Consider the following 20,891-nt stretch of genomic DNA (forward strand, 5'->3'; position numbering starts at 1 on the left):
TCGGCTTTTGCCGCATGCCATTCTCACACCGGTCTGCCGCAGCGTAGAGCCTGCGGCGCCTTAGGCGTTGCTCCACAGAGAGCAGCACGGACATAACAACAAAAAACCGTCAAAGAGGCTTCATCATGCGTAAACCAGATCTCGCCGCCGCCATCGCTGAAAAGGCTGACCTCACCAAAGAACAAGCCAACCGCGTCCTGAATGCAGTACTGGAAGAAATCACCCAGGCCCTGCACCGCAAAGACAGCGTCACGCTCGTGGGCTTCGGCACCTTTATCCAGCGTCATCGCGGCGCTCGTACCGGCCAAAACCCGCAAACGGGTCAGCCGGTTACGATCAAGGCCAGCAACACCGTTGCGTTCAAGCCTGGCAAATTCCTGAAAGACAGCGTCAACCCTTAGTCTTCGCCCGGCCATTCGCTGCACCTGGCCATGAAGAATGGGCACGCTGGCCCGGCCAGTCGCCCATTCTTGATAGACAATGAGACAATCGTGCGGCCATAAGTGGCAAAAAATCGCCTATCTACGCCTATCCCTATAGATTTATGGCGTTCTCTGAGCAAATCGCTACACTGCGCCGGCCATTTATTTTTCCCTGAGGCCGCGTAGATGAAATTTCGTTTTTTGCTCTGGATGCTGGGCTTCCTGATGAGCAAGGCCAGCCGTAAAAACCCTGCCTTTAAGCAGCAACTGGTGGACAAGGATCTTGTGTTCCAGCTGCAAACCCTCGATGGCAAAGTTGCTCGTCACTTCAAGGTCCAGAACCAGCGCATCACTAGCCACGCCGGGCTTTATCCGGAACCGGCTTTTGCGATTGCATTCAAGGATGCTGCCTACGGATTTGCAACCTTGCAGGCCAAGAACAAGCAGTTGGCATTCATGACCGGGATTCAGGACAAGTCGATTCAGATCAAGGGTAATCCGGCACAGGTGATCTGGTTCCAGGGGCTGACCAAATACCTCAAGCCGCGAAAAAAACCGAAAGCCCAGTGAAACCTGATCCTCTCCGGCCGGGAGAGGGTATTTAGCGGCGCGTTGGCTTTACGCCTGACTGAACTGCGCCGCCAGCTCTCGCAGCAGCACCTCGGCCTCCAGCACCTTGCTGACGACGTCTTCAGCTTTCTCGCGCGTAACGCCAAGGCTTTCGAACAACGCATCCGGCAACGGCTCATAAGGCCCGTGCCCGATGCTTCGGCTACGCAACAGGCCCACGGCCACACACACCAGATTCGGATACTGAGCATGCTCGCCGGTGTAATGCGGGTCATGCTGGAAGCGCAGTGCCGACGACAGCTCGTCAGGCATATCCCAATAGCGCATCAGCCATGCACCAATCTGCTCACGTGTAATGCCCAGCAAATGATGTTCAACGAGGCTATGGCTGACGTGCGGGTTCACTTCCAGATGACGACAAATCAGCGAGAAATGCGGAGGAAACACGTGGGCCAGCAGCAAATAACCGAAGTTGTGCAGCAAGCCCGCCAGATACGTCAGGCCGGTTTCAGGGCGTCCGGCCCGGGGCATGGCGCGGGTTAACCCTTCAATCACCGCTGCGGTGTAGATCGACTGCTGCCAGTAAGGTGTGCTCGATTGCGGGTGATCCTTGGGCAAACTCAAGGTTTTACCCAAGGCCAGTCCCAGCGCCAGATTGATCACAAGATCGAAACCCAGTACGCGGACGATTGCATCTTCTACTGAGCGAATCTTGCCCGGCGACGCGTAATACGGCGACGCCGCCCAGCTCATCACTTGAGCGGCGAGTGCCGGGTCGGTTTCGACAACACCGGTGATGTCGTCGATGGTGGCGTTGGGATCGACGCGCAATCGGATGATTTTGCGCGCGGTTTCAGCCAACGGCGGAATCTCGATGGTGGCTTCCAGCCGCTGCTGAATGCGTCGCGCGGTAAAGGCATGCACCGCCTCAGTAATGGCCTCACTGTCGTCATCGGGGCGGTCGAGGTTGAGCTTGATGGCCGCCAGCGGTTCCGCAAAACGGCCCGCGCTGGCTTTGGTCAGCATGCTTTTGAAGTCTTCCTGCGAAATCTCCAGCAACAGACCCGGCTCGCCTGCATTAATCAGCAACAGCGGTTGTTGCAGCAATTGCTCTTCGTACAGACAAGGCGAGCTGGTGAGCGCTGGCAACCCCGGCAACAACATCAGTTCGTGCTTGCCGAGCATGCGTTCAAGCGCGGCGGGCGCCACGGCCGTCATCCGCCGACCGGTCAACTCGGCCAAACGATTGAGGTCAAGCAAATGGCTCTGCGGGAACAGCACCATGAGCGCACCTACCGAATCATCGAGCAGTGCGGCTTGAACCTTGCGAGCGGGATTCAGGCCGGGGTGGTCAATGACTTCCCGGTAGGGGATGGCCAACTCGCCGAGCAATTCCCGGATAACGGAAGGTGTGCTCGGGGAGGTTGAGACGCTGGCGACTTTAGTCATGGTGTGTGTCCGGTTCTTACAACTCGAATGTGGTTATCAGGCAGTTAATCGGCCGCTGATCTATTTACTGAACGCGCTTTAGACCTGCCCGTATTGCTGACCATGTCGCAGCCATCGGTCCAGCAGCGGGCTGACATGGGCTGGCCAACGCTCCAAGAGCGCTTGCGCGGCATCACGAACCGCAGGCAGCAGGTCGGCATCGCGCATCAGGTCCGCGACTTTGAATTGCAGAAGGCCTGTTTGCCGAGTCCCGAGCATTTCGCCGGGGCCACGCAGCTCCAGGTCTTTTTCCGCGATAACGAAACCGTCATTGGTCTCGCGCATGATTCCCAGACGCTGACGGCCGATTTGCGACAGCGGCGGATGGTACAGCAGCACGCAATGGCTGACGGCGCTGCCACGCCCGACGCGGCCACGTAACTGGTGCAGTTGCGACAGCCCAAGGCGCTCGGGGTTTTCGATGATCATCAGGCTGGCGTTGGGTACGTCGACCCCGACTTCAATCACCGTGGTGGCGATCAACAATTGCAACTCGCCCGCCTTGAAGCGCGCCATGACTTCGGCCTTTTCTGCGGCTTTCATGCGTCCGTGTATCAGCCCGACGCGCAACTCGCCCAAGGCGCTGGACAGGTCTTCAAACGTGGTTTCTGCCGCCTGGCAGGTCAGTTCTTCGGACTCTTCGATCAGGGTGCAGACCCAGTACGCCTGCCGGCCTTCGGCACAGGCGGCGCGAACCCGCTCGATCACTTCGACACGCCGGGTGTCGACCACCAACACGGTGTTGACGGGCGTTCGGCCGGGGGGCAGTTCGTCGAGGATCGACGTGTCGAGGTCAGCGTAAGCACTCATGGCCAGCGTGCGCGGGATAGGTGTTGCCGTCATGATCAATTGATGCGGGCATATCACACCGCCCGCGCCCTTATTGCGCAGGGCCAGCCGCTGTTGAACACCGAAACGGTGCTGCTCGTCGATGATGACCAGGGCCAGGTTTTTGAACTGCACTTGATCCTGAAACAACGCGTGTGTGCCCACCACCATGGGCGCGCCATTGGCAATTTGCTCCAGCGCAGAGGCGCGAGCCTTGCCCTTTAGCTTGCCGGCCAACCACGCCACTTCAAGCCCCAGCGGTTCGAGCCAACGCTTGAAACTGATGAAGTGTTGCTCCGCAAGGATCTCCGTCGGTGCCATCAATGCTACTTGATAGCCAGCCTCCAGCGCTTGCAAGGCCGCCATGGCCGCGACCACGGTCTTTCCGGCACCCACATCGCCCTGGATCAGGCGCAGCATTGGCTCATGCTGATTGAGGTCGTAGGCAATTTCGTTGCCTACGCGCACTTGAGCGCCGGTCGGAGAGAAACCCAAATTGTTCAAAAATTGCACAGGCAGATTTTTGGCCAAGGGCAAAACCGGGGCACGCAGCGAACGCAAGCTTTCACGCAGGCGTTGTTGGGACAGCTGATGGGTCAGAAGTTCTTCGAAGGCAAGCCGGTGCTGAGCCCAATGATGGCCAAGGGCGAGTTCTTCAACATCCGCATCGGCCGGGGGCTGGTGCAAATAACGAATCGCCTCGTCCAGCGGGGCCAATTGGTAGTCTTTGGCCAGCTCCGGCGGCAACCAGTCCGGCAGGCTTCGCGGCCCCAGCATGGCCAGGCTTTGCTGGCTTAACTGACGCAACCGCTGCTGGGTCAGGCCTTCCGTCGTGGGGTAGATCGGGGTCAGGGTGGTATCCACCGGAGGTGGCTCATCGCCCGTGATGGCGCGGTATTCCGGGTGGTAGATTTCGAGCCCCGATGCGCCGGGACGCGCTTCGCCGTAACAGCGCACTTCAGTGCCGCGCTTGAGGCTTTCCTTTTGCGCATTGCTGAAGTGGTAGAAGCGCAGGCTCAGGCCGCCGGTGCCGTCATTGATCCGTACCAGCAGACTGCGGCGTTTGCCCATGACCACATCGGCGCCGATCACCCGCCCTTCGACCACCGCATCCTGGCCCGGCCGCAACGCGCCGATGGGCACGACGCGAGTGCGGTCCTGATAGCGCAGCGGCAAGTGGAACAATACGTCTTGTACGGTTTCCAGCCCGACCTTGGCCAATTTCTCGGCCATGGCCTCGCCCACGCCCTTGAGCGCAGTGACCGATACCTTCGACAACTCGGTCATGGCAGCGCTTATGTCGCAGCAGGCGGCTTGGCCACCGAGCACAGGCGAATCGAGTCAGCGAGAATCTCAATGGCTTTAGGCCGGGGAAAACTGGCACGCCAGGCAATCGCTACGGTGCGAAATGGCACAGGCGGCGTCAGTGGACGCACGGCCAGCACGCCGGGGGAATAGTGGTGACTGTCCACCGCCGACAGCGGCAGGATCGAGATTCCCAAACCCGAGGCCACCATGTGGCGAATGGTTTCGAGCGAACTGGATTCCACTGTGGTGTGTTTGGCGCCGTCATTGCCTTTGGTCAGGGTCGGGCAAGCTTCCAGCACCTGATCCCTGAAGCAGTGACCTTCACCCAGCAACAGCAGGCTCTTGTCATTCAACAAACTGGCGTCGATGGTTTCTTTTTTGGTCCACGGGTGCTCGCTCGGCATCAGCACGTAAAACGGCTCATCGTAGAGCGGCAACGTCAGCACGTCGGCTTCCTGGAACGGCAGGGCGATGATGATCGCGTCCAGTTCGCCGTTGCGCAGTTTGTCGCGCAGCACATGCGTGAAATTTTCTTCGATGTACAACGGCATCTGCGGGGCAACCCGGTGCAGTTGCGGGATCAAATGCGGGAACAGGTATGGGCCGACGGTATAGATCGCGCCGACCTTGAGCGGGGCAGTCAGCTGGTTTTTACCCGCTTGCGCCAACTCGCGAATGCCTTGCGCCTGCTCCAGTACTTTTTGAGCCTGGGCCACAATGCCTTCACCCACAGGGGTGAGTCGCACGGCGCTTTTGCTGCGCTCAAAAATCAGCACACCGAGTTCGTCTTCCAGTTTTTTCACACCCACCGAGAGGGTCGGTTGGCTGACGTGGCAACGCTCAGCCGCATGGCCGAAGTGTTGCTCTTGGGCAAGAGTAACGATGTAACGCAATTCTGTAAGAGTCATAGCGGGCGTCCATGTGGTTGCGGGCCAAAGCATAACGGCTGCAATCGATAGACGCACGTTATCAGACATTACCCACAGAGCTACAGTCGCTAATCAATGTCCGTGCTGTTTTTCTCTTGGCTGTAGATGCAAAAAGGGCACCTCGCGGTGCCCTTTGAGCTGTCAGCGCCGACGTTTATCTATCGAATAAACGAAAGGGGCCACAATTTCAATGCTGCCGTTGGTCAGCATGTCTGCCGGTGGCTTGGGCAGCGGCTGTGCCCGGCGGATCATTTCCAGGGTAGCCCGGTCCAGATCAGCATTGCCAGAACGCCCCACCAGCTCATAGGACAGCACCTTGCCCTCGGCATCGACCACGAAGCGCAATCGGTTCAGGCCTTCCTTTCCGCGCGACTGAGCGGCAGGCGGGTACTTTTTGTACTTGCCCAAGTGAGCCAGCAACGCGCCTTCCCAACTGGCCTTCGCAGCCAGTTGCTGGGCCGATGGGCCCGGTGCCGGGGCGGCAGACTTCTCGCTCGGCGCCTTGGTTGGCGTCGCATCGCTCGGTTTTTCTTCAGAAGGCTTCTCTTTGACCGGGTCCGGCTTCTTTTCCACAGGCTTTGGAGGCTGCGGCTTCTGCTTGGGCTTGACCGGTTTAGGAACGGAAATCTTCGGCTTGGGCGCTTCGGCCAGCTTGGGGATCGGCAACTCTTCCACTGGAGCCGGCGGCTGTGGTGGTGTCACCACTTTCGGCGGCGCAGGAGGAGGCGGTGCCGGCAGTGGTGCGAGATCGATCATCATCGCCTGAGGCGGAAGTTCGATCGCACGCGGGGCAGACCACTGCAGGGCGAGTATGACCGCCACTGCATGGACGCCCAATACCACGGCCAGGCTGATTCCGTAACGCGTCATCTTTTGGCGCGTCATGCTCATTTCTTGGCTGCCGTCTCAAGTCCGACCAGACCCACCTTCAAATAACCGGCTGCGCGTAATGCATCCATTACGCTCATCAAGTCACCGTAATCCACGCCTTTATCGGCCTGGAAGAAGATAGTCGTGTCCTTGTTGTTGTGCGTGCGGGCATCGAGGGTCGGGCCCAAGGCTTCAACCGAGACCGGCTCTTCGCCAAGGAACAGCCGCTGGTCAGCCTTGACGCTCAGGAACACCGGCTTCTCGGGACGAGGGGCAGGCTTGGCAGTCGAGGCAGGCAGGTCCACTTTGATGTCCACAGTGGCCAACGGAGCGGCCACCATGAAGATGATCAACAGCACCAACATCACGTCAATAAAGGGCGTGACGTTGATTTCATGGTTCTCGGCGAGATCGTCTGCGCCTTCTTTTAAATGCAGGCCCATGGCCGATTACCCCACTTTCACCATGTGCGGTTGCGAGCTGCGCTCAGGCGGCAGGTGATCGAGGTCACGGCTTACCAGCAACAACACCTCGGCTGACGCGTCTGCCACTTGGGCCTTGTAGCCTGTGATAGAGCGCGCGAAGACGTTGTAAATCACAACCGCCGGGATCGCTGCAACCAGGCCCAACGCCGTCGCCAGAAGGGCTTCGGCAATACCGGGCGCTACAACAGCCAGGTTGGTGGTCTGGGTTTTGGCAATGCCGATGAAGCTGTTCATGATGCCCCATACGGTCCCGAACAGGCCGACAAACGGGGCTGTCGAACCGATGGTGGCCAGTACACCTGTGCCGCTGCTCATGTTGCGGCCGCATGCGGCTACCAGTCGCTCCAGACGGAAACTCACACGTTCCTTGATGCCTTCTTTTTCCCGGCTGTTAGCCGACAAACGCATTTCTTCAAGGGCGTCTTGGACGAGTAAGTGAGCAAGCGTGCCTTCTTTGGCAGCCGACTCACTGGCTTCCTTGAGGGTACGGGCCTTTTTCAGGCTGGCGATTTCGGAACGCAGACGACGCTTGGCGCCCAGCACTTCAAAACCTTTGGCGATCCAGATGGTCCAGGTAATGATCGAAGCAATTGCCAGGCCGATCATGACAATTTTGACGATGATATCGGCGTTTTTGTACATACCCCAGGGCGACAGGTCGTGCGCCATGCCCAGGCTGTTGCCTTCTTCAGCCACAATTTGCTGTGTTTCGTCCGCGGGCGCCGCAAGGGCGTCAACGGCGGGCGCAGGCTCGGTTGCGCCAGGAGCCGCCACAGGAGCCGCCGTATCAGCCGGGGCAGCCGCGACAGCAGCAGGTTGGTTAGCAGGCGTCGTTGGCTCATCGGCAAACGCCGCAGCAGGAGCAAGTAACAGGCTGAACATCAGCGCCGCCACTGCACGCCATAGGCGTGTCGGGCTCAACGGCTGGGTTGGCGAAGCGGTGGAATGATTGCGTGTCATGCTAGCCGGACCTGAGAAAGTATTAAGGTTTTGCCCTACAACGCGTGTAAGACCAAGGACAAATGATGCGTTATTATTGCAAGTAATTCTTGTTAACAAAAGCAATAGCACCTGTTTTTTTCCAATGTCACGACCAACGTCTGACCTTTTCGTACCGCTTTTTAGCTTTTCCCCAGGAGTTTGAGATGACCAAAGGCGCTGTGTTGATCGTCGGTTGCGGCGATGTCGGAAGCCGACTTGCCACCCAGTTATTGCAGGCCGACTGGAAAGTGTACGGGTTGCGCCGCTCCATTGATCGACTGCCCAAGGGCGTGATCGGCGTTGCAGCCGACCTGTTCAGCACGCAGTGCCCGACCCAGTGGCCCACAGAACAGATTGATTACGTTGTCTATAGTGTGGCCGCGACCGAGCATGACGAAGCCGGCTATCAAGCCGCGTATGTGCAAGCCCTCACCCACACCTTGAGCTGGCTCAAACAGCACAACCAACACCCTAAACACTTGCTGTTTGTCTCCAGCAGCGGGGTCTATGTGCAACAAGCAGGGGAATGGGTCGACGAGAACTCACCGACCGAAGCTACGCGTTATTCAGGCCGCATCATGCTGGAGGCCGAACAGATCGCATTGAACAGCGGCATCTCCGCCAGCGTTGTACGTCTGACCGGTATTTACGGACCTGGCCGAGAGTGGCTGCTGGGGCAAGTGCGCAAGGGCTATCGTGTCGCGAATGATCCGCCGCAATATGGCAATCGAATCCACGCAGACGATGCGGGCGGGTTGCTGGCCTTTCTGCTGGAAGTCCACCAACAGGGCAAAAAGCTCGACGCGTGTTACATCGGCGTCGATAACGAACCTGCGTCGCTGGCAGAAGTCGTCGACTGGCTGCGCAAGCAACTGGGCGTCACTGAATGGAGTGATGAAGCGAGCGTGCGCCGTGCAGGCAGCAAGCGGTGCAGCAACGCACGTGTCAGGGCATTAGGCTGGGAACCGCGCTACCCGAGCTACCGTGAAGGCTATGCGGCAATTTTGGCAGGGCAGGCTTAATCATGGGCAAGGGCGGGAGCTGTTGAGCAGGCTCCCGCACACGCTCTAGCCCTGTTTTTCAAGCACCCATTCACGCTTGCCCGGATACAACTGGGGCATTTCGTCGGGTTGCGATGCATCCAGCGCTTCAAAGATTTCGAGCTGCTTACCTTTACGCACGAAAATGTGCGCAGCCCCCGCATCTCCTTGCTGCAGCCACAAGCTGTCGTATTCACCGCTCATCGAAGCACAATCGCCCGCCAAACAGAGAGCGTAGGCATTCATGCCGGGCAACCCCGTCAGCTGGCCACCCGGGGAAAACGTAACAGTGCCACCTTTCCCCATGCCACTTTGAATGCGCCACTGGCCACCCAGATAGGCTGATTTGAGCGCTTTTTCAAAGCTGGTGCCAAGCGGGTCATCGGCCATTACATTGACGCCCGACCGCACGAATGATTGCTGAGGATCGGCGTCAGCCGCAGACTGGATCAGCTCATCACCATCCACACTCAAGGCCGTTGCGGCGCTGCCATAAAAATTGACCTGCCACACACCCTTTTCTTCAGGCTGTAATTTGCCTTCGACCCGCTCGAATCCATTGGTATAGCGAGCTTGAGCGCGTTGGGTGTCAATGTCCCACTCGAGGTTGGGGCCGTACGTCAGCAATGCTTCACGCAGGTTGCCGCCCTTGGCAGCTGCATCAATCGCAGCCTGGTTGATCCAGATACCACTGACATCGCGGTGGGCGGGTTCGTTGGCACAGCCACCCAGAAAAACGGTGAGCAGTGACAAGGCTAGCGCTTTGCGCATGGTGGAATCCTTTTAAAACGGGGAAAAGCGGGGGAGTTGGCGCAGCATGAAGACGCTGCGCCGAGGGGCATTACTCGATAACCAGAATAGCGTCCATTTCAACCTGCGAACCCTTTGGCAGGGCTGCAACGCCAATGGCGGCACGTGCCGGGTAAGGTTGTTCGAAGTACGTGCCCATGATCTCGTTGACCTTGGCGAAGTGGCTCAAGTCAGTCAGGAAAATATTCAGCTTGACGATGTCTTTGAACGAACCACCGGCCGCTTCGGCAACCGACTTCAGGTTCTCAAACACCTGGATGGTCTGGGCTTCGAAGCCTTCAACCAGCTCCATGGTTTTTGGGTCCAGCGGGATCTGACCGGACATGTAGACGGTATTGCCAGCTTTGATCGCCTGGGAATAAGTACCGATGGCGGCAGGTGCCTTGTCGCTGGTGATAACAGTCTTGGTCATGTTTGACTCCTTGTAATGGCCGCCGGTAGACGGCCTATGCACGCATCCGAGTGATGCGGATAACCCCGGTAAGGGCACGCAGTTTTTTGATCACGCGAGCCAGGTGCACGCGGTCGTGCACGCTGACCACCAGTTGGACCACGCTGATTCGACCATCGCGTTCGTCCATGCTGATCTTCTCGATGTTACCGTCGGCAGCGTTGACGCTACTGGCCAGCAGCGCGATCAGGCCGCGCTGATGCTCCAGTTCGACGCGCAACTCGACGTTGAATTCGCCCGTTACATCCTTGGCCCATGCAAGCTGGATGCACTTCTCTGGGTTATGGCGGATTTCGCTGATATTGCGGCAGTTGTCCAAGTGCACAACCATGCCTTTGCCCGCAGACAAATGACCCACGATCGGGTCGCCCGGAATTGGCGTACAGCACTTGGCGTAGCTGAGCACCAAGCCCTCTGTCCCCCGGATGGCCAGCGGCCCTTCCGGGCTTGGCAACTGTTCGCCTTCGCCCATCAGGCGGCGAGCGACGACGTAAGCCATGCGATTGCCCAGGCCGATGTCCTCGAGCAAATCTTCGATCTGCTCCAGGCGATATTCGTTGAGCATCGCTTGCACACGCTCGGCCGGGATCTTGTCCAGCGAGCTGTTGAAGCCGTTAAGTACCTTGTTCAGCAATCGCTCGCCAAGGTTCACCGACTCGGAACGACGCTGCAACTTCAGGGCGTGACGGATGTGGGTACGGGCTTTGCCTGTCACCACAAAGTTGAGCCAGGCCGGATTCGGACGGGCGCCGGGCGCGCTGACAATCTCGACCGTGGAGCCGCTTTGCAACGGTTCGGACAGCGGTGCAAGACGACGATTGATCCGACAGGCAATGCAACTGTTGCCCACGTCAGTGTGTACCGCGTACGCAAAATCGACCGCCGTGGAGCCTTTTGGCAGCTCCATGATCCGGCCTTTGGGGGTGAACACGTAAACCTCGTCCGGAAACAGGTCGATTTTCACGCTTTCAATGAATTCAAGGGAGTTGCCTGCGCGCTGCTGCATTTCAAGCACGCCTTTGACCCATTGCCGTGCTCGGGCATGGGTGCCGGTGTGTTGCTCGTCGCCACTGGATTTGTACAACCAGTGGGCGGCAATACCGTTGTTGGCCATTTCTTCCATTTCACGGGTACGGATCTGAATCTCGATCGGTACGCCATGCATGCCAAACAGCGTGGTATGCAGCGATTGATAGCCGTTGGCCTTGGGAATGGCAATGTAGTCTTTGAAGCGCCCCGGAAGGGGTTTGTACAAATTATGTACAGCACCCAGCACGCGATAGCAGGTATCGACCTTGTCGACGATGATGCGGAACGCGTAAACGTCCATGATCTCGTTGAATGCCCGACGCTTGCCGCGCATCTTTTTGTAGATGCCGTAGATGTGTTTCTGGCGACCGCTAACCTCGCCCTGAATGCCGTCAACGGCCAGACAGTGACTCAGCGATTCTTCGATCTTGTTAACGATTTCCTTGCGATTGCCCCGAGCACGTTTAACGGCTTGATAGATGCGCGCCGAGCGCATCGGGTACATCGCTTTGAAACCGAGGTCTTCGAATTCGATTCGAATGTTGTGCATGCCCAGCCGGTTGGCAATGGGCGCATAGATTTCCAAGGTTTCCTTGGCAATCCGTCGGCGTTTTTCACCGGACAACACTTCGAGGGTACGCATGTTGTGCAGACGGTCAGCCAGTTTGACCAGAATCACACGGATATCCCGCGCCATGGCCATGGCCATTTTCTGGAAGTTTTCGGCTTGGGCTTCGGCTTTGGTTTCGAAGTTCATCTGGGTCAGCTTGCTGACGCCATCAACCAGTTCTGCCACGGTTTCGCCGAACTGCGCGACGAGCGCCTCTTTGGCAATACCGGTGTCTTCGATTACGTCGTGCAACATCGCCGCCATCAGGCTTTGATGATCCATGTGCATGTCGGCAAGAATATTCGCGACTGCCAGCGGGTGCGTGACATAAGGTTCGCCGCTACGTCGGCGCTGGCCGTCGTGGGCTTGTTCTGCGTAGTAGTACGCTCGGCGGACCAGATTGACCTGGTCCGGGCCGAGGTACGCCGACAAGCGATCGGCGAGGGCGTCTATGCTCGGCAAGAGTTAACCTCCGACCAAAACTTTGGACCCTTCGCCGTGCTACGTCGACCGGGCATAGGCTTAGTTCGCCTCGTTGGACTCGTCCTCGAACGCTGCAAACAGCGGTTCGTCTTCGACGATTTCAGCGTTGGCGATAAACTCGTAGCTCATCAGGCCTTCAGCGATTTCACGCAGGGCAACAACAGTAGGTTTGTCGTTTTCCCACTGAACCAACGGCTCTTTACCACCGGTGGCCAGTTGGCGGGCACGCTTGGTAGACAGCATGACCAGCTCAAAGCGGTTATCCACGTGTTCTAGACAGTCTTCAACGGTTACGCGGGCCATGGTCTTCCTCGTAGCAAATGCAATATGCGCGCTGCCCGGATGGGCGAGCGGACTGAACAGTTTAAAAAATCACCAGCCATTAGGGAAGCGCTGATTTTTCAAGCGCCCTCCCGAAACCGTCTGTAAGCGCCAATGTAAAGGCGTTACAGGGGTTTTGGGAAGAGCCCTTTAGCCGAGCAGTTCGGCCAGTAATTTGCCATAACGCTGCTGCTGACGCTTCTGCTGCAGGCGATTGGCACGGAAAATAGCCTTCAAGTCCTCCAGCGCCAGCGCAAAGTCATCATTGATAATCAGGTAGTCATAGTCGACATAGTGACTCATTTCACTCACTGCTTCGCGCATGCGGCCGTCAATGATGTCATCGCTGTCCTGCCCGCGATTATCCAGACGCTCACGCAATGCTTGCTGGCTGGGCGGCAGGATAAAAATCGAGCGTGCTTGAGGCATCAACTTGCGCACTTGTTCGGCGCCCTGCCAGTCGATTTCCAGAATCAGGTCGTGACCTTCATCCAGAGTCTGCTGCAAATGGCTTTGGGAAGTGCCATAGAGATTGCCGAACACTTCTGCGCGCTCAAGAAAGTCGCCGTGCTCGATCATTTTCACGAACTCTTCGCGCTCGACGAAGTGATAGTTCACGCCGTCCACTTCACCCGGACGCATCGCCCGCGTGGTATGCGAAACCGAGACGCGGATTTGCGGCTCAAGGTCGATCAGCGCCTTTACCAGGCTGGTTTTTCCTGCACCCGAAGGTGCAGAAACGATGTAAAGGGTGCCAGTGCTGTGGGTCATGTCAGGGGAAGCCTTACTCAATATTCTGTACTTGTTCGCGCATCTGCTCGATCAACACTTTGAGGTTGACCGCTGCTTGTGTGCTGCGGGGATCAAACGCTTTGGAGCCCAATGTATTGGCTTCACGGTTGAGCTCTTGCATCAGGAAATCGAGGCGCCGACCAGCAGCACCCCCCGACTTGAGCACGCGCCGCACTTCCAGGAGGTGAGTGCTCAAACGGTCAAGCTCTTCGGCCACGTCACTTTTTTGCGCCAGCATGACCATTTCCTGCTCAAGGCGCTGTGGGTCCATTTCAGCCTTCATGTCAGCAAAGCGATCGAGCACCTTTTGACGCTGGGTGGCCAGCATCTGAGGGACTAGCTCCCGCAAGGTCTCGACATCACTTTCGATGGCGGCCAGACGATCAGTGATGAGTCGAGCCAGCTCGGCACCTTCCCGCTCACGCCCGTTTTTAAGCTCTTGCAGACCTTGCTTGAACAAGGCCAATGCCTGTGAGTTCAACGCTTGCGGATCCGCGGCGTCAGCCACCAGAACGCCCGGCCATGCCAGCACTTCCAAAGGGTTCAACGCAGCGGGGTGCTTGATGAGGCCTGCGACGCTCTCTGCGGCCGCGACCAGTTGTGCGGCGCGTTCACGATCAATTTGCAACGGCTTGCCCGTGGTCTCCTCAGTGAAACGCAACGTGCATTCGAGCTTACCTCGGGAAATACCCTGCCGCAGCGCTTCGCGCACAGCGCCTTCCAGGTCACGAAAAGACTCGGGCAGACGCAGATGCGGCTCCAGGTAGCGGCTGTTGACCGAGCGCAGCTCCCAACTAAGGGTGCCTTGAGTGCCAGCGCTTTCGACGCGGGCAAAGGCGGTCATGCTATGCACCATGGAGGTACCTCGCGATCCGATGAATGAAGCCAAGCGGCCATTAAGGCGGCGGATTGTAGCGCAGTGCGGGGTATGCCCCCAAATGACGTCTGTCGCAAAACTCGCGACCTCATAAGCCAGCCGGGAATTGGAAAGCCGCACGCAATGCTGATTTGCCCTGAAACGCGCCCGTTGAAAGTCTAAACAGTTGCCTCCTACAAAATGCGGGGAGGTTTTAGATGTGACCCTGCCGGTGTATGGCCTTTATAATGCTCGCCAGTTTTCCGTCCCGTACAGGTATCCCACATGAAACGTCCAAGTGGTCGCGTTGCCGATCAGCTACGTCCGATCCGCATCACCCGCAACTACACCAAACACGCAGAGGGTTCTGTACTGGTCGAGTTCGGTGACACCAAAGTCATCTGTACCGTCAGCGTCGAGAACGGCGTTCCCCGCTTCCTTAAAGGTCAGGGCCAAGGCTGGTTGACCGCAGAATACGGCATGCTGCCACGCGCCACGGGCGACCGTAACCAGCGTGAAGCCAGCCGCGGCAAACAAGGCGGTCGCACCCTGGAAATCCAGCGTTTGATCGGCCGCTCCCTGCGTGCGGCACTGGACATGTCCAAACTGGGCGATATCACTCTTTATGTCGACTGCGATGTAATTCAGGCAGACGGCGGCACCCGCACCGCTTCGATTACTGGCGCCATGGTTGCTCTGGTCGACGCGCTGAAAGTGATCAAAAAACGTGGCGGCCTGAAGGGCGGCGACCCAATCAAACAAATGATCGCTGCAGTCTCTGTTGGCATGTATCAGGGCGAGCCTGTGCTAGACCTCGACTACCCTGAAGATTCGGCAGCCGAAACCGACCTCAATGTTGTGATGACCAGCACAGGCGGCTTTATTGAAGTTCAGGGCACTGCCGAAGGCGCACCGTTCCAGCCGGACGAGCTGAACGCCATGCTGGCACTGGCCCAAAAAGGCATGACTGATATCTTCGCCTTGCAACAAGCTGCACTGGCTGACTGATTACTCTTGCTACCCTTAATCACCCGGAGAACGCCATGAGCGAGCTGGATCTATCAAAACCCGAGCCAGGCCCGAGCCGCGAAGCTCGGCAATGGGCCATGTTTTGCCACTTCTCGGCCTTCCTCGGGATGTGGTTTCCATTTGGCAGTTTGATCGGTCCGCTGATCCTGTGGCAGATGAAACGTGAAAGCGACCCTTTCATCGACGATCAAGGCAAAGAGGCGTTGAATTTTCAGATCACGGTAGCGATCGCTTCAGCTGTTTGCTACGTACTGATGTTTATCCTCATCGGTTTCGCGCTGCTTGGGCTTGTGTTGATCGGCGCAGTGGTGCTGGTTGTAATTGCGGGCGTGAAAGCCAATGACGGGGTGATTTACCGTTATCCATTCACGTGGCGGCCCATCAAGTAAATCAGCTTACGTCTTAAGCTAGATTCACCTCACCACCACCGAAAAGCCCGTATCGAAAGATACGGGCTTTTCTTTAAGCGCTTGTCTCGCTTAGATCAATAATCACGTGAAGTTAAAGCCCACGATGCACAGCTTTTCATCACCACGGATCTGGATTCGATTAGGATCAATCTCTTTGGTCGATGCGTCATTGACGCCAACGACGCGCTCGCGCCCCGTCAGTTCTGTGATGTAGGCTTTAACGCTGGGCACGTATCGGGTGCCAATCAAATGCTTAATAAGTTGTAGAGCTTCATCATTGTTCATTTTTTTATCCTTTGAATGTATGAAATGTCCTCCTGGACCACGCCATTGTGTTGGGAGTACCCGCTCTAGATGCGGTACATAGTTATTGTGTTTTGCAGAACCTTCACAAATATGTAGCTTGATGTTTTGCGAAGAAACGTCTCCCAGACACAGCAGACACACACGAATTCAAACCAAAAAAAATGCTCCAGTCTTGCGACAGGAGCATTTTTTGACTGCAACAAAACACTCAGATAGTCAGCGTCCAGTCGTAGTCCACGATCAAGGGCGCGTGTTGTGAGAAGCGCGGCTGACGCGGCATCCGGGCGCTGCGAACAAAACGGCGCAGGCCGGGTGTCAGCAACTGGTAGTCAAAACGCCAGCCAAGGTTAAGCATCTCGGCCTGTTCGTTATCCGGCCACCAGCTGTACTGATCGCCTTCACGACTGACTTCACGCAGGGCATCAACATAGCCCATGTTGCCGACAATCTCGTCCATCCAGGCACGTTCGGGTGCCAGAAAACCGGGAGACTGCTGGCTGTCACGCCAGTTTTTAATGTCAAGTTTCTGCTGCGCCACATACAGCGAGCCGCAGTAGATGTACTCGCGACGTTTGCGACGCTGTTTATCCAGATAGCGTGCGAAATCGTCCATTAGCTTGAATTTTTGATTCAAGTCTTCATCGCCGTTCTGCCCCGAGGGAAGCAGCAAGGTCGCGATGCTGACCTTGTCGAAATCGGCTTGCAGGTAGCGCCCGTAGCGATCGGCGGTTTCGAAGCCGAGCCCAGTAATGACCGCTTTCGGCTGCAACCGCGAATACAAAGCCACACCACCTTGGGCAGGGACTTCAGCTTCGCAGGCATAAAGAAAGTAGCCATCCAGCTGGTAGGCCGGATCGTCCAATTCAAAGGCGGAGGCGCGGGTGTCCTGCAGGCAAATAACGTCGGCATTCTGAGCTTGCAGCCAACTGAGCAAACCGCGCTCGACTGCCGCCTGAATACCATTAACGTTCACACTGATGATCCGCATAAATGGCCCCAAAAATCACGTGCGTGTATGATACACGCCGTCTTACTATTTAGCTAAATCCGCGGTATTCAGGGGCTTTTTTCATGCAAGCGTATCAGCGCGATTTCATCCGTTTTGCCATCGATCGCGGCGTATTGCGCTTCGGCGAGTTCACCCTGAAGTCCGGGCGCACCAGCCCTTACTTCTTCAATGCCGGCCTGTTTAATACAGGCTCTGCGCTGGCCCAGCTGGGACGCTTCTATGCAGCTGCCATCGTAGACAGCGGTATTCCTTTCGACGTGCTGTTTGGCCCGGCCTACAAGGGTATTCCTTTGGCAGCGACCACCGCCGTAGCCCTGGCCGAGCACCATGACCGCGATGTGCCATGGTGTTTCAACCGCAAAGAAGCCAAGGCACACGGCGAAGGCGGCAGCCTGGTGGGCTCCCCGCTGGAAGGCAACGTACTGATCATCGACGACGTGATCACCGCAGGCACGGCTATCCGTGAGGTCATGCAAATCATTGGCTCGCAAGATGCCAAGGCTGCTGGTGTTCTGATCGCCCTTAACCGCCAGGAACGCGGAAATGGCGAATTGTCCGCCATTCAAGAAGTCGAGCGCGACTTCGGCATTCCTGTCGTCAGCATCGTCTCGCTTACCCAGGTTTTGCAGTTCCTGGCCGATGACGAGGAGCTCAAACAGCATTTACCGGCCGTTGAAGCCTATCGGGCGCAGTACGGAATCTAACCCCCCCGCCCATAAAAAAGGCCTCGCCCCGAAATAGCCGGGCGAGGCCTTTTTATTGAGTGCGGCTTAAACAGTCTTGCTGTTGGTAATCAGCGTACCGACACCCGTGTCGGTGAAGATTTCCAGCAAAACAGCATTCGGCACACGACCATCAACGATGTGCGCCGTGGTCACTCCGCCTTGTACCGCTTCCAGTGCGCAACGAATCTTCGGCAGCATGCCGCCATAGATCGTGCCGTCAGCGATCAGGTCATCCACCTGAGAGGTGGTCAAACCGGTCAGCACGTTGCCCTGCTTGTCCATCAAACCCGCAATGTTGGTCAGCAACATCAGTTTTTCAGCCTTCAACGCCTCCGCCACTTTACCGGCAACCAAATCCGCATTGATGTTGTAAGACTCGCCATTGGCACCCACACCAATCGGCGCGATCACCGGGATAAAATCACCATTGGTCAGCATGTGCAGCAAGTCAGTGTTGATCCCGACCACCTCACCCACGTGACCAATGTCGATGATTTCAGGCGAAGTCATTTCCGGTGTCTGACGGGTCACTGTCAGCTTTTTCGCGCGAATCAGCTCCGCGTCTTTACCGGTCAAGCCAATCGCGCTGCCGCCGTGGCGGTTGATCAAGTTCACGATGTCCTTGTTGACCTGGCCACCCAGCACCATTTCAACCACATCCATGGTTTGCGCGTCGGTCACGCGCATACCATCGATAAAGTGGCTCTCGATGGACAGTCGCTTGAGTAAATCCCCGATTTGCGGACCGCCGCCGTGAACGACGACCGGGTTAATGCCCACCGCCTTCATCAACACGATGTCACGGGCAAACCCGGTTTTCAGATCGTCGTTCTCCATTGCGTTGCCGCCGTATTTGATCACCAGCGTCTTGCCGACATAGCGGCGAATGTAGGGCAACGCTTCGGACAAAACCTTGGCGACGTTGGAGGCGGCATCACGTTCGAGGGTCATTCAGGGCTCCGGTAGGACAAGTCGATCAAAACGGTAGTTGGAGATCAGGTGCCACACGCTTGAGTTGGGCGTGGAAAACATCCTTGATACGTTGCAGTTCGGCTTCGGTATCCGCCTCAAATCGCAGCACCAGCACCGGCGTGGTGTTGGATGCGCGAACCAGGCCCCAGCCATGCGGGTAATCGACCCGCACACCATCAATGGTGGTCAGCTCAGCGGCCTCACCCCATTTGGCATCGTGCAGGGCGCTAATGATGCTGAATTTGCTCTCATCCGTCACATCGATATTGATTTCAGGCGTAGAAATATCGTTCGGGAATGCCGCAAATACCGATTCAGCGGTTTCTTTGCGGTTGCTGAGGATCTCCAGCAGGCGCGCAGCGCTGTAAATGCCGTCATCAAAACCGTACCAGCGCTCTTTGAAAAAGATGTGCCCGCTCATTTCGCCCGCGAGCAACGCACCCGTCTCCTTCATTTTCTTTTTGATTAACGAATGACCGGTTTTCCACATCAATGGACGACCGCCATATTCTTTGATCAGGGGAATCAGGCGGCGCGTGCATTTGACATCAAAAATGATCTCTGCCGCCGGGTTACGCCCCAGCACATCTTGCGCAAACAGCATCAAGAGGCGATCCGGAAAAACCATGGTTCCGGTATTGGTCACCACGCCGACTCGGTCGCCATCACCATCAAATGCCAGGCCCAGATCCGCGCCGACCTCCTTGACCTTCGCGATCAAATCCACCAGGTTTTCCGGCTTGCCAGGGTCCGGGTGATGGTTTGGGAAATGCCCATCCACTTCACAGAACAATGGGATGACTTCGCACTTCAGGGCTTCGATCAATTGTGGCGCAATCACACCCGCCGCGCCGTTACCGCAATCGACGACCACTTTCAGACGCTTTGTCAGCTTGATGTCACGGGTAATTTGCTCACTGTACTGTTTCAGAATCTCTACTTTCGCGATGCTGCCTTCGCCCCATGTCAGGTCGTTGGTCTTGAGACGCGCATGCAATGCCTGAATTTGCTCATTGGCCAGCGTGTCGCCAGCAATCACGATTTTGAACCCGTTGTAGTTCGACGGGTTATGACTCCCCGTGAGCATCACACCGGACTTGCCAGCCAACACGTTGGCTGCGTAATACAGCGCAGGCGTCGGCACCAGCCCCACGTCACTGACATGGCAGCCACTGTCAGCCACCCCTTGAATCAAACGCTCGACCAACGCTGGGCCAGAAAGACGACCATCCCGGCCGACCGACACATTGGGCTCACCTTTGGCCAGGCTTTCAGCGCCAATTGCGCGACCTATCCAGTAGGCCGTTTCAGCGGTCAACGTCTCCGGAACTACGCCACGTATGTCGTAAGCACGAAAAATGCTGTCAGGGAATGCAGGGGCGACCGAAGTTGGGCTGATCATTAGAAGGGATACTCCACTTTCATCGAATTTTGGGCATGCACCGAAGTACTCAGGCACACAAATGCCGACCCGGTGGCAGGACGTATAAACGTCAGGGCACCATACGCGGTCGAATGCAAACTGCAGGTTTGGACGACATTTTCACGGGAGAGTTCGTGAGGCCAATTGGCATCACCGCCCTTGTGGCAAAGGGCCGCCATCCGATCAGGCAAGGAATACGGGGAGTAAACGGGCGCGAATTTCATCCTGAACTACCACGCGATTAATCAAGGTCGGGCAGGGCGCCCGACCCGATGCAGCATAGTCAGAGGCTGCCTGAATGGCCAAAACCGCCCGCGCCACGCTGACTTTCGTCAAAGGTTTCAACCAACTCGAAATGCGCTTGCACCACGGGCACCAGCACCAGTTGAGCGATGCGCTCACCGACCGCGATGTTGAACGCGGTTTGACCACGGTTCCAGCACGAAACCATCAGCTCACCCTGATAGTCCGAGTCGATCAATCCCACCAGATTGCCCAACACAATCCCGTGCTTATGGCCCAGGCCAGAACGCGGCAAGATCAGTGCGGCCAGGCCCGGATCGCCGATATACACCGACAGACCGGTCGGGATCAACAGGGTTTGACCGGGCTCAAGCACGGTGTCTTCTTTGAGCATGGCGCGCAGGTCGAGACCGGCTGAGCCCGGGGTGGCGTACTGCGGCAACGGAAATTCGTTGCCAATGCGTGGATCGAGAATTTTGGCTTGTAAAGCGTGCATACGAG

Annotated in this window: 22 protein-coding genes and 1 pseudogene; 6 read left to right on the forward strand and 17 right to left on the reverse strand. The window is 57.1% G+C overall.

Going from position 1 to position 20,891, the window contains the following annotated elements; genetic code table 11:
* Positions 1-125 precede the first annotated feature (125 nt).
* On the forward strand, positions 126-401 hold the full coding sequence (locus tag CJF39_RS01290) for an HU family DNA-binding protein (RefSeq protein WP_016782719.1): 276 nt from the start codon (positions 126-128) through the stop codon (positions 399-401).
* A gap of 207 nt (positions 402-608) precedes the next feature.
* Positions 609-992 (forward strand): helicase, encoded by a 384-nt coding sequence (locus CJF39_RS01295; protein WP_094991800.1) that lies wholly within the window; start codon positions 609-611, stop codon positions 990-992.
* A gap of 48 nt (positions 993-1,040) precedes the next feature.
* Here the strand turns inward: CJF39_RS01295 and CJF39_RS01300 are convergent, their stop codons facing one another.
* The 6 genes from CJF39_RS01300 to exbB form a co-directional block, all read right to left on the reverse strand.
* A complete protein-coding gene (locus tag CJF39_RS01300; protein ID WP_094991801.1) occupies positions 1,041-2,441 on the reverse strand; it encodes an aminoacyl-tRNA deacylase and HDOD domain-containing protein in 1,401 nt (466 codons plus the stop codon).
* 78 nt (positions 2,442-2,519) lie between these two features.
* Positions 2,520-4,595, reverse strand: coding sequence for an ATP-dependent DNA helicase RecG (gene recG, locus CJF39_RS01305; RefSeq protein ID WP_094991802.1), 2,076 nt, complete (start codon positions 4,593-4,595; stop codon positions 2,520-2,522).
* Positions 4,596-4,603: 8 nt separating this feature from the next.
* Complete coding sequence (locus CJF39_RS01310; RefSeq protein WP_047278730.1) at positions 4,604-5,524, reverse strand: hydrogen peroxide-inducible genes activator; 921 nt, start codon at positions 5,522-5,524, stop codon at positions 4,604-4,606.
* 162 nt (positions 5,525-5,686) lie between these two features.
* Positions 5,687-6,436 (reverse strand): TonB family protein, encoded by a 750-nt coding sequence (locus tag CJF39_RS01315; RefSeq protein ID WP_094991803.1) that lies wholly within the window; start codon positions 6,434-6,436, stop codon positions 5,687-5,689.
* Complete coding sequence (gene exbD, locus CJF39_RS01320) at positions 6,433-6,858, reverse strand: TonB system transport protein ExbD (protein ID WP_047278735.1); 426 nt, start codon at positions 6,856-6,858, stop codon at positions 6,433-6,435. Before exbD ends, CJF39_RS01315 begins: the two co-directional genes overlap by 4 nt.
* Before the next feature lie 6 nt (positions 6,859-6,864).
* Positions 6,865-7,860, reverse strand: a complete 996-nt coding sequence (gene exbB, locus CJF39_RS01325) for a tonB-system energizer ExbB (RefSeq protein WP_094991804.1) — start codon at positions 7,858-7,860, stop codon at positions 6,865-6,867.
* 185 nt (positions 7,861-8,045) lie between these two features.
* On the opposite strand from exbB, the gene CJF39_RS01330 reads away from it, so the two are divergent.
* Positions 8,046-8,903, forward strand: a complete 858-nt coding sequence (locus CJF39_RS01330) for an SDR family oxidoreductase (RefSeq protein ID WP_094991805.1) — start codon at positions 8,046-8,048, stop codon at positions 8,901-8,903.
* A gap of 45 nt (positions 8,904-8,948) precedes the next feature.
* Here the strand turns inward: CJF39_RS01330 and CJF39_RS01335 are convergent, their stop codons facing one another.
* The 6 genes from CJF39_RS01335 to CJF39_RS01360 all read right to left on the reverse strand — a co-directional run bounded on the left by CJF39_RS01335 (position 8,949) and on the right by CJF39_RS01360 (position 14,273).
* Entirely contained in the window at positions 8,949-9,692 is a 744-nt protein-coding gene (locus tag CJF39_RS01335) for a hypothetical protein (RefSeq protein WP_094991806.1), read from the reverse strand.
* A 70-nt stretch (positions 9,693-9,762) separates the two neighbouring features.
* On the reverse strand, positions 9,763-10,143 hold the full coding sequence (locus CJF39_RS01340; protein WP_019828190.1) for a RidA family protein: 381 nt from the start codon (positions 10,141-10,143) through the stop codon (positions 9,763-9,765).
* 34 nt (positions 10,144-10,177) lie between these two features.
* On the reverse strand, positions 10,178-12,283 hold the full coding sequence (spoT, locus tag CJF39_RS01345) for a bifunctional GTP diphosphokinase/guanosine-3',5'-bis pyrophosphate 3'-pyrophosphohydrolase (RefSeq protein ID WP_047278746.1): 2,106 nt from the start codon (positions 12,281-12,283) through the stop codon (positions 10,178-10,180).
* Positions 12,284-12,343: 60 nt separating this feature from the next.
* On the reverse strand, positions 12,344-12,607 hold the full coding sequence (gene rpoZ / locus CJF39_RS01350; protein ID WP_016782707.1) for a DNA-directed RNA polymerase subunit omega: 264 nt from the start codon (positions 12,605-12,607) through the stop codon (positions 12,344-12,346).
* A gap of 168 nt (positions 12,608-12,775) precedes the next feature.
* Positions 12,776-13,396: a guanylate kinase gene (gmk, locus tag CJF39_RS01355; protein ID WP_094991807.1), complete on the reverse strand. Its 621-nt coding sequence runs from the start codon at positions 13,394-13,396 to the stop codon at positions 12,776-12,778.
* A 13-nt stretch (positions 13,397-13,409) separates the two neighbouring features.
* A complete protein-coding gene (locus CJF39_RS01360; protein ID WP_094991808.1) occupies positions 13,410-14,273 on the reverse strand; it encodes a YicC/YloC family endoribonuclease in 864 nt (287 codons plus the stop codon).
* A 285-nt stretch (positions 14,274-14,558) separates the two neighbouring features.
* Here CJF39_RS01360 and rph point away from each other — a divergent pair, with 285 nt between their 5' ends.
* Together rph and CJF39_RS01370 are read left to right on the forward strand one after the other, a co-directional pair.
* Positions 14,559-15,281, forward strand: coding sequence for a ribonuclease PH (gene rph, locus CJF39_RS01365; protein ID WP_094991809.1), 723 nt, complete (start codon positions 14,559-14,561; stop codon positions 15,279-15,281).
* Positions 15,282-15,316: 35 nt separating this feature from the next.
* The gene (locus tag CJF39_RS01370) at positions 15,317-15,691 is read left to right on the forward strand and encodes a DUF4870 domain-containing protein (RefSeq protein WP_094991810.1); all 375 of its coding nucleotides are present in this window, start codon (positions 15,317-15,319) and stop codon (positions 15,689-15,691) included.
* A gap of 102 nt (positions 15,692-15,793) precedes the next feature.
* Here CJF39_RS01370 and CJF39_RS01375 read toward each other — a convergent pair whose 3' ends face one another.
* Positions 15,794-15,997, reverse strand: coding sequence for a hypothetical protein (locus tag CJF39_RS01375; RefSeq protein ID WP_094991811.1), 204 nt, complete (start codon positions 15,995-15,997; stop codon positions 15,794-15,796).
* 229 nt (positions 15,998-16,226) lie between these two features.
* Positions 16,227-17,006, reverse strand: coding sequence for an exodeoxyribonuclease III (locus CJF39_RS01380; protein WP_094991812.1), 780 nt, complete (start codon positions 17,004-17,006; stop codon positions 16,227-16,229).
* An 83-nt stretch (positions 17,007-17,089) separates the two neighbouring features.
* On the opposite strand from CJF39_RS01380, the gene pyrE reads away from it, so the two are divergent.
* Entirely contained in the window at positions 17,090-17,731 is a 642-nt protein-coding gene (gene pyrE / locus CJF39_RS01385) for an orotate phosphoribosyltransferase (protein ID WP_094991813.1), read from the forward strand.
* Positions 17,732-17,797: 66 nt separating this feature from the next.
* Here pyrE and argB read toward each other — a convergent pair whose 3' ends face one another.
* From argB to dut, 3 genes and pseudogenes are all read right to left on the reverse strand, one after another.
* Entirely contained in the window at positions 17,798-18,703 is a 906-nt protein-coding gene (gene argB / locus CJF39_RS01390) for an acetylglutamate kinase (protein WP_047278764.1), read from the reverse strand.
* A gap of 25 nt (positions 18,704-18,728) precedes the next feature.
* Positions 18,729-20,114: pseudogene (locus CJF39_RS01395) on the reverse strand (phosphomannomutase/phosphoglucomutase); the annotation flags it as partial.
* Positions 20,115-20,430: 316 nt separating this feature from the next.
* Positions 20,431-20,886 (reverse strand): dUTP diphosphatase, encoded by a 456-nt coding sequence (dut, locus tag CJF39_RS01405; protein WP_047278770.1) that lies wholly within the window; start codon positions 20,884-20,886, stop codon positions 20,431-20,433.
* Positions 20,887-20,891: the final 5 nt, after the last annotated feature.

It is taken from the genome of Pseudomonas lundensis, from assembly GCF_002269125.1.
Taxonomy (GTDB): Bacteria; Pseudomonadota; Gammaproteobacteria; order Pseudomonadales; family Pseudomonadaceae; genus Aquipseudomonas; species Aquipseudomonas lundensis_A.

What these genes read in the sequence shown, in the direction of transcription:
- CJF39_RS01340 (WP_019828190.1), bottom strand. Translation starts at nt 10,143, where the DNA reads ATGACCAAGACTGTTATCACCAGCGACAAGGCACCTGCCGCCATCGGT.
- CJF39_RS01290 (WP_016782719.1), top strand. Translation starts at nt 126, where the DNA reads ATGCGTAAACCAGATCTCGCCGCCGCCATCGCTGAAAAGGCTGACCTC.
- exbD (WP_047278735.1), bottom strand. Translation starts at nt 6,858, where the DNA reads ATGGGCCTGCATTTAAAAGAAGGCGCAGACGATCTCGCCGAGAACCAT.
- CJF39_RS01380 (WP_094991812.1), bottom strand. Translation starts at nt 17,006, where the DNA reads ATGCGGATCATCAGTGTGAACGTTAATGGTATTCAGGCGGCAGTCGAG.
- rpoZ (WP_016782707.1), bottom strand. Translation starts at nt 12,607, where the DNA reads ATGGCCCGCGTAACCGTTGAAGACTGTCTAGAACACGTGGATAACCGC.
- CJF39_RS01330 (WP_094991805.1), top strand. Translation starts at nt 8,046, where the DNA reads ATGACCAAAGGCGCTGTGTTGATCGTCGGTTGCGGCGATGTCGGAAGC.
- CJF39_RS01310 (WP_047278730.1), bottom strand. Translation starts at nt 5,524, where the DNA reads ATGACTCTTACAGAATTGCGTTACATCGTTACTCTTGCCCAAGAGCAA.
- CJF39_RS01300 (WP_094991801.1), bottom strand. Translation starts at nt 2,441, where the DNA reads ATGACTAAAGTCGCCAGCGTCTCAACCTCCCCGAGCACACCTTCCGTT.
- gmk (WP_094991807.1), bottom strand. Translation starts at nt 13,396, where the DNA reads ATGACCCACAGCACTGGCACCCTTTACATCGTTTCTGCACCTTCGGGT.
- CJF39_RS01315 (WP_094991803.1), bottom strand. Translation starts at nt 6,436, where the DNA reads ATGAGCATGACGCGCCAAAAGATGACGCGTTACGGAATCAGCCTGGCC.
- exbB (WP_094991804.1), bottom strand. Translation starts at nt 7,860, where the DNA reads ATGACACGCAATCATTCCACCGCTTCGCCAACCCAGCCGTTGAGCCCG.
- CJF39_RS01360 (WP_094991808.1), bottom strand. Translation starts at nt 14,273, where the DNA reads ATGGTGCATAGCATGACCGCCTTTGCCCGCGTCGAAAGCGCTGGCACT.
- rph (WP_094991809.1), top strand. Translation starts at nt 14,559, where the DNA reads ATGAAACGTCCAAGTGGTCGCGTTGCCGATCAGCTACGTCCGATCCGC.
- dut (WP_047278770.1), bottom strand. Translation starts at nt 20,886, where the DNA reads ATGCACGCTTTACAAGCCAAAATTCTCGATCCACGCATTGGCAACGAA.
- argB (WP_047278764.1), bottom strand. Translation starts at nt 18,703, where the DNA reads ATGACCCTCGAACGTGATGCCGCCTCCAACGTCGCCAAGGTTTTGTCC.
- CJF39_RS01335 (WP_094991806.1), bottom strand. Translation starts at nt 9,692, where the DNA reads ATGCGCAAAGCGCTAGCCTTGTCACTGCTCACCGTTTTTCTGGGTGGC.
- recG (WP_094991802.1), bottom strand. Translation starts at nt 4,595, where the DNA reads ATGACCGAGTTGTCGAAGGTATCGGTCACTGCGCTCAAGGGCGTGGGC.
- CJF39_RS01295 (WP_094991800.1), top strand. Translation starts at nt 609, where the DNA reads ATGAAATTTCGTTTTTTGCTCTGGATGCTGGGCTTCCTGATGAGCAAG.
- CJF39_RS01375 (WP_094991811.1), bottom strand. Translation starts at nt 15,997, where the DNA reads ATGAACAATGATGAAGCTCTACAACTTATTAAGCATTTGATTGGCACC.
- CJF39_RS01370 (WP_094991810.1), top strand. Translation starts at nt 15,317, where the DNA reads ATGAGCGAGCTGGATCTATCAAAACCCGAGCCAGGCCCGAGCCGCGAA.
- pyrE (WP_094991813.1), top strand. Translation starts at nt 17,090, where the DNA reads ATGCAAGCGTATCAGCGCGATTTCATCCGTTTTGCCATCGATCGCGGC.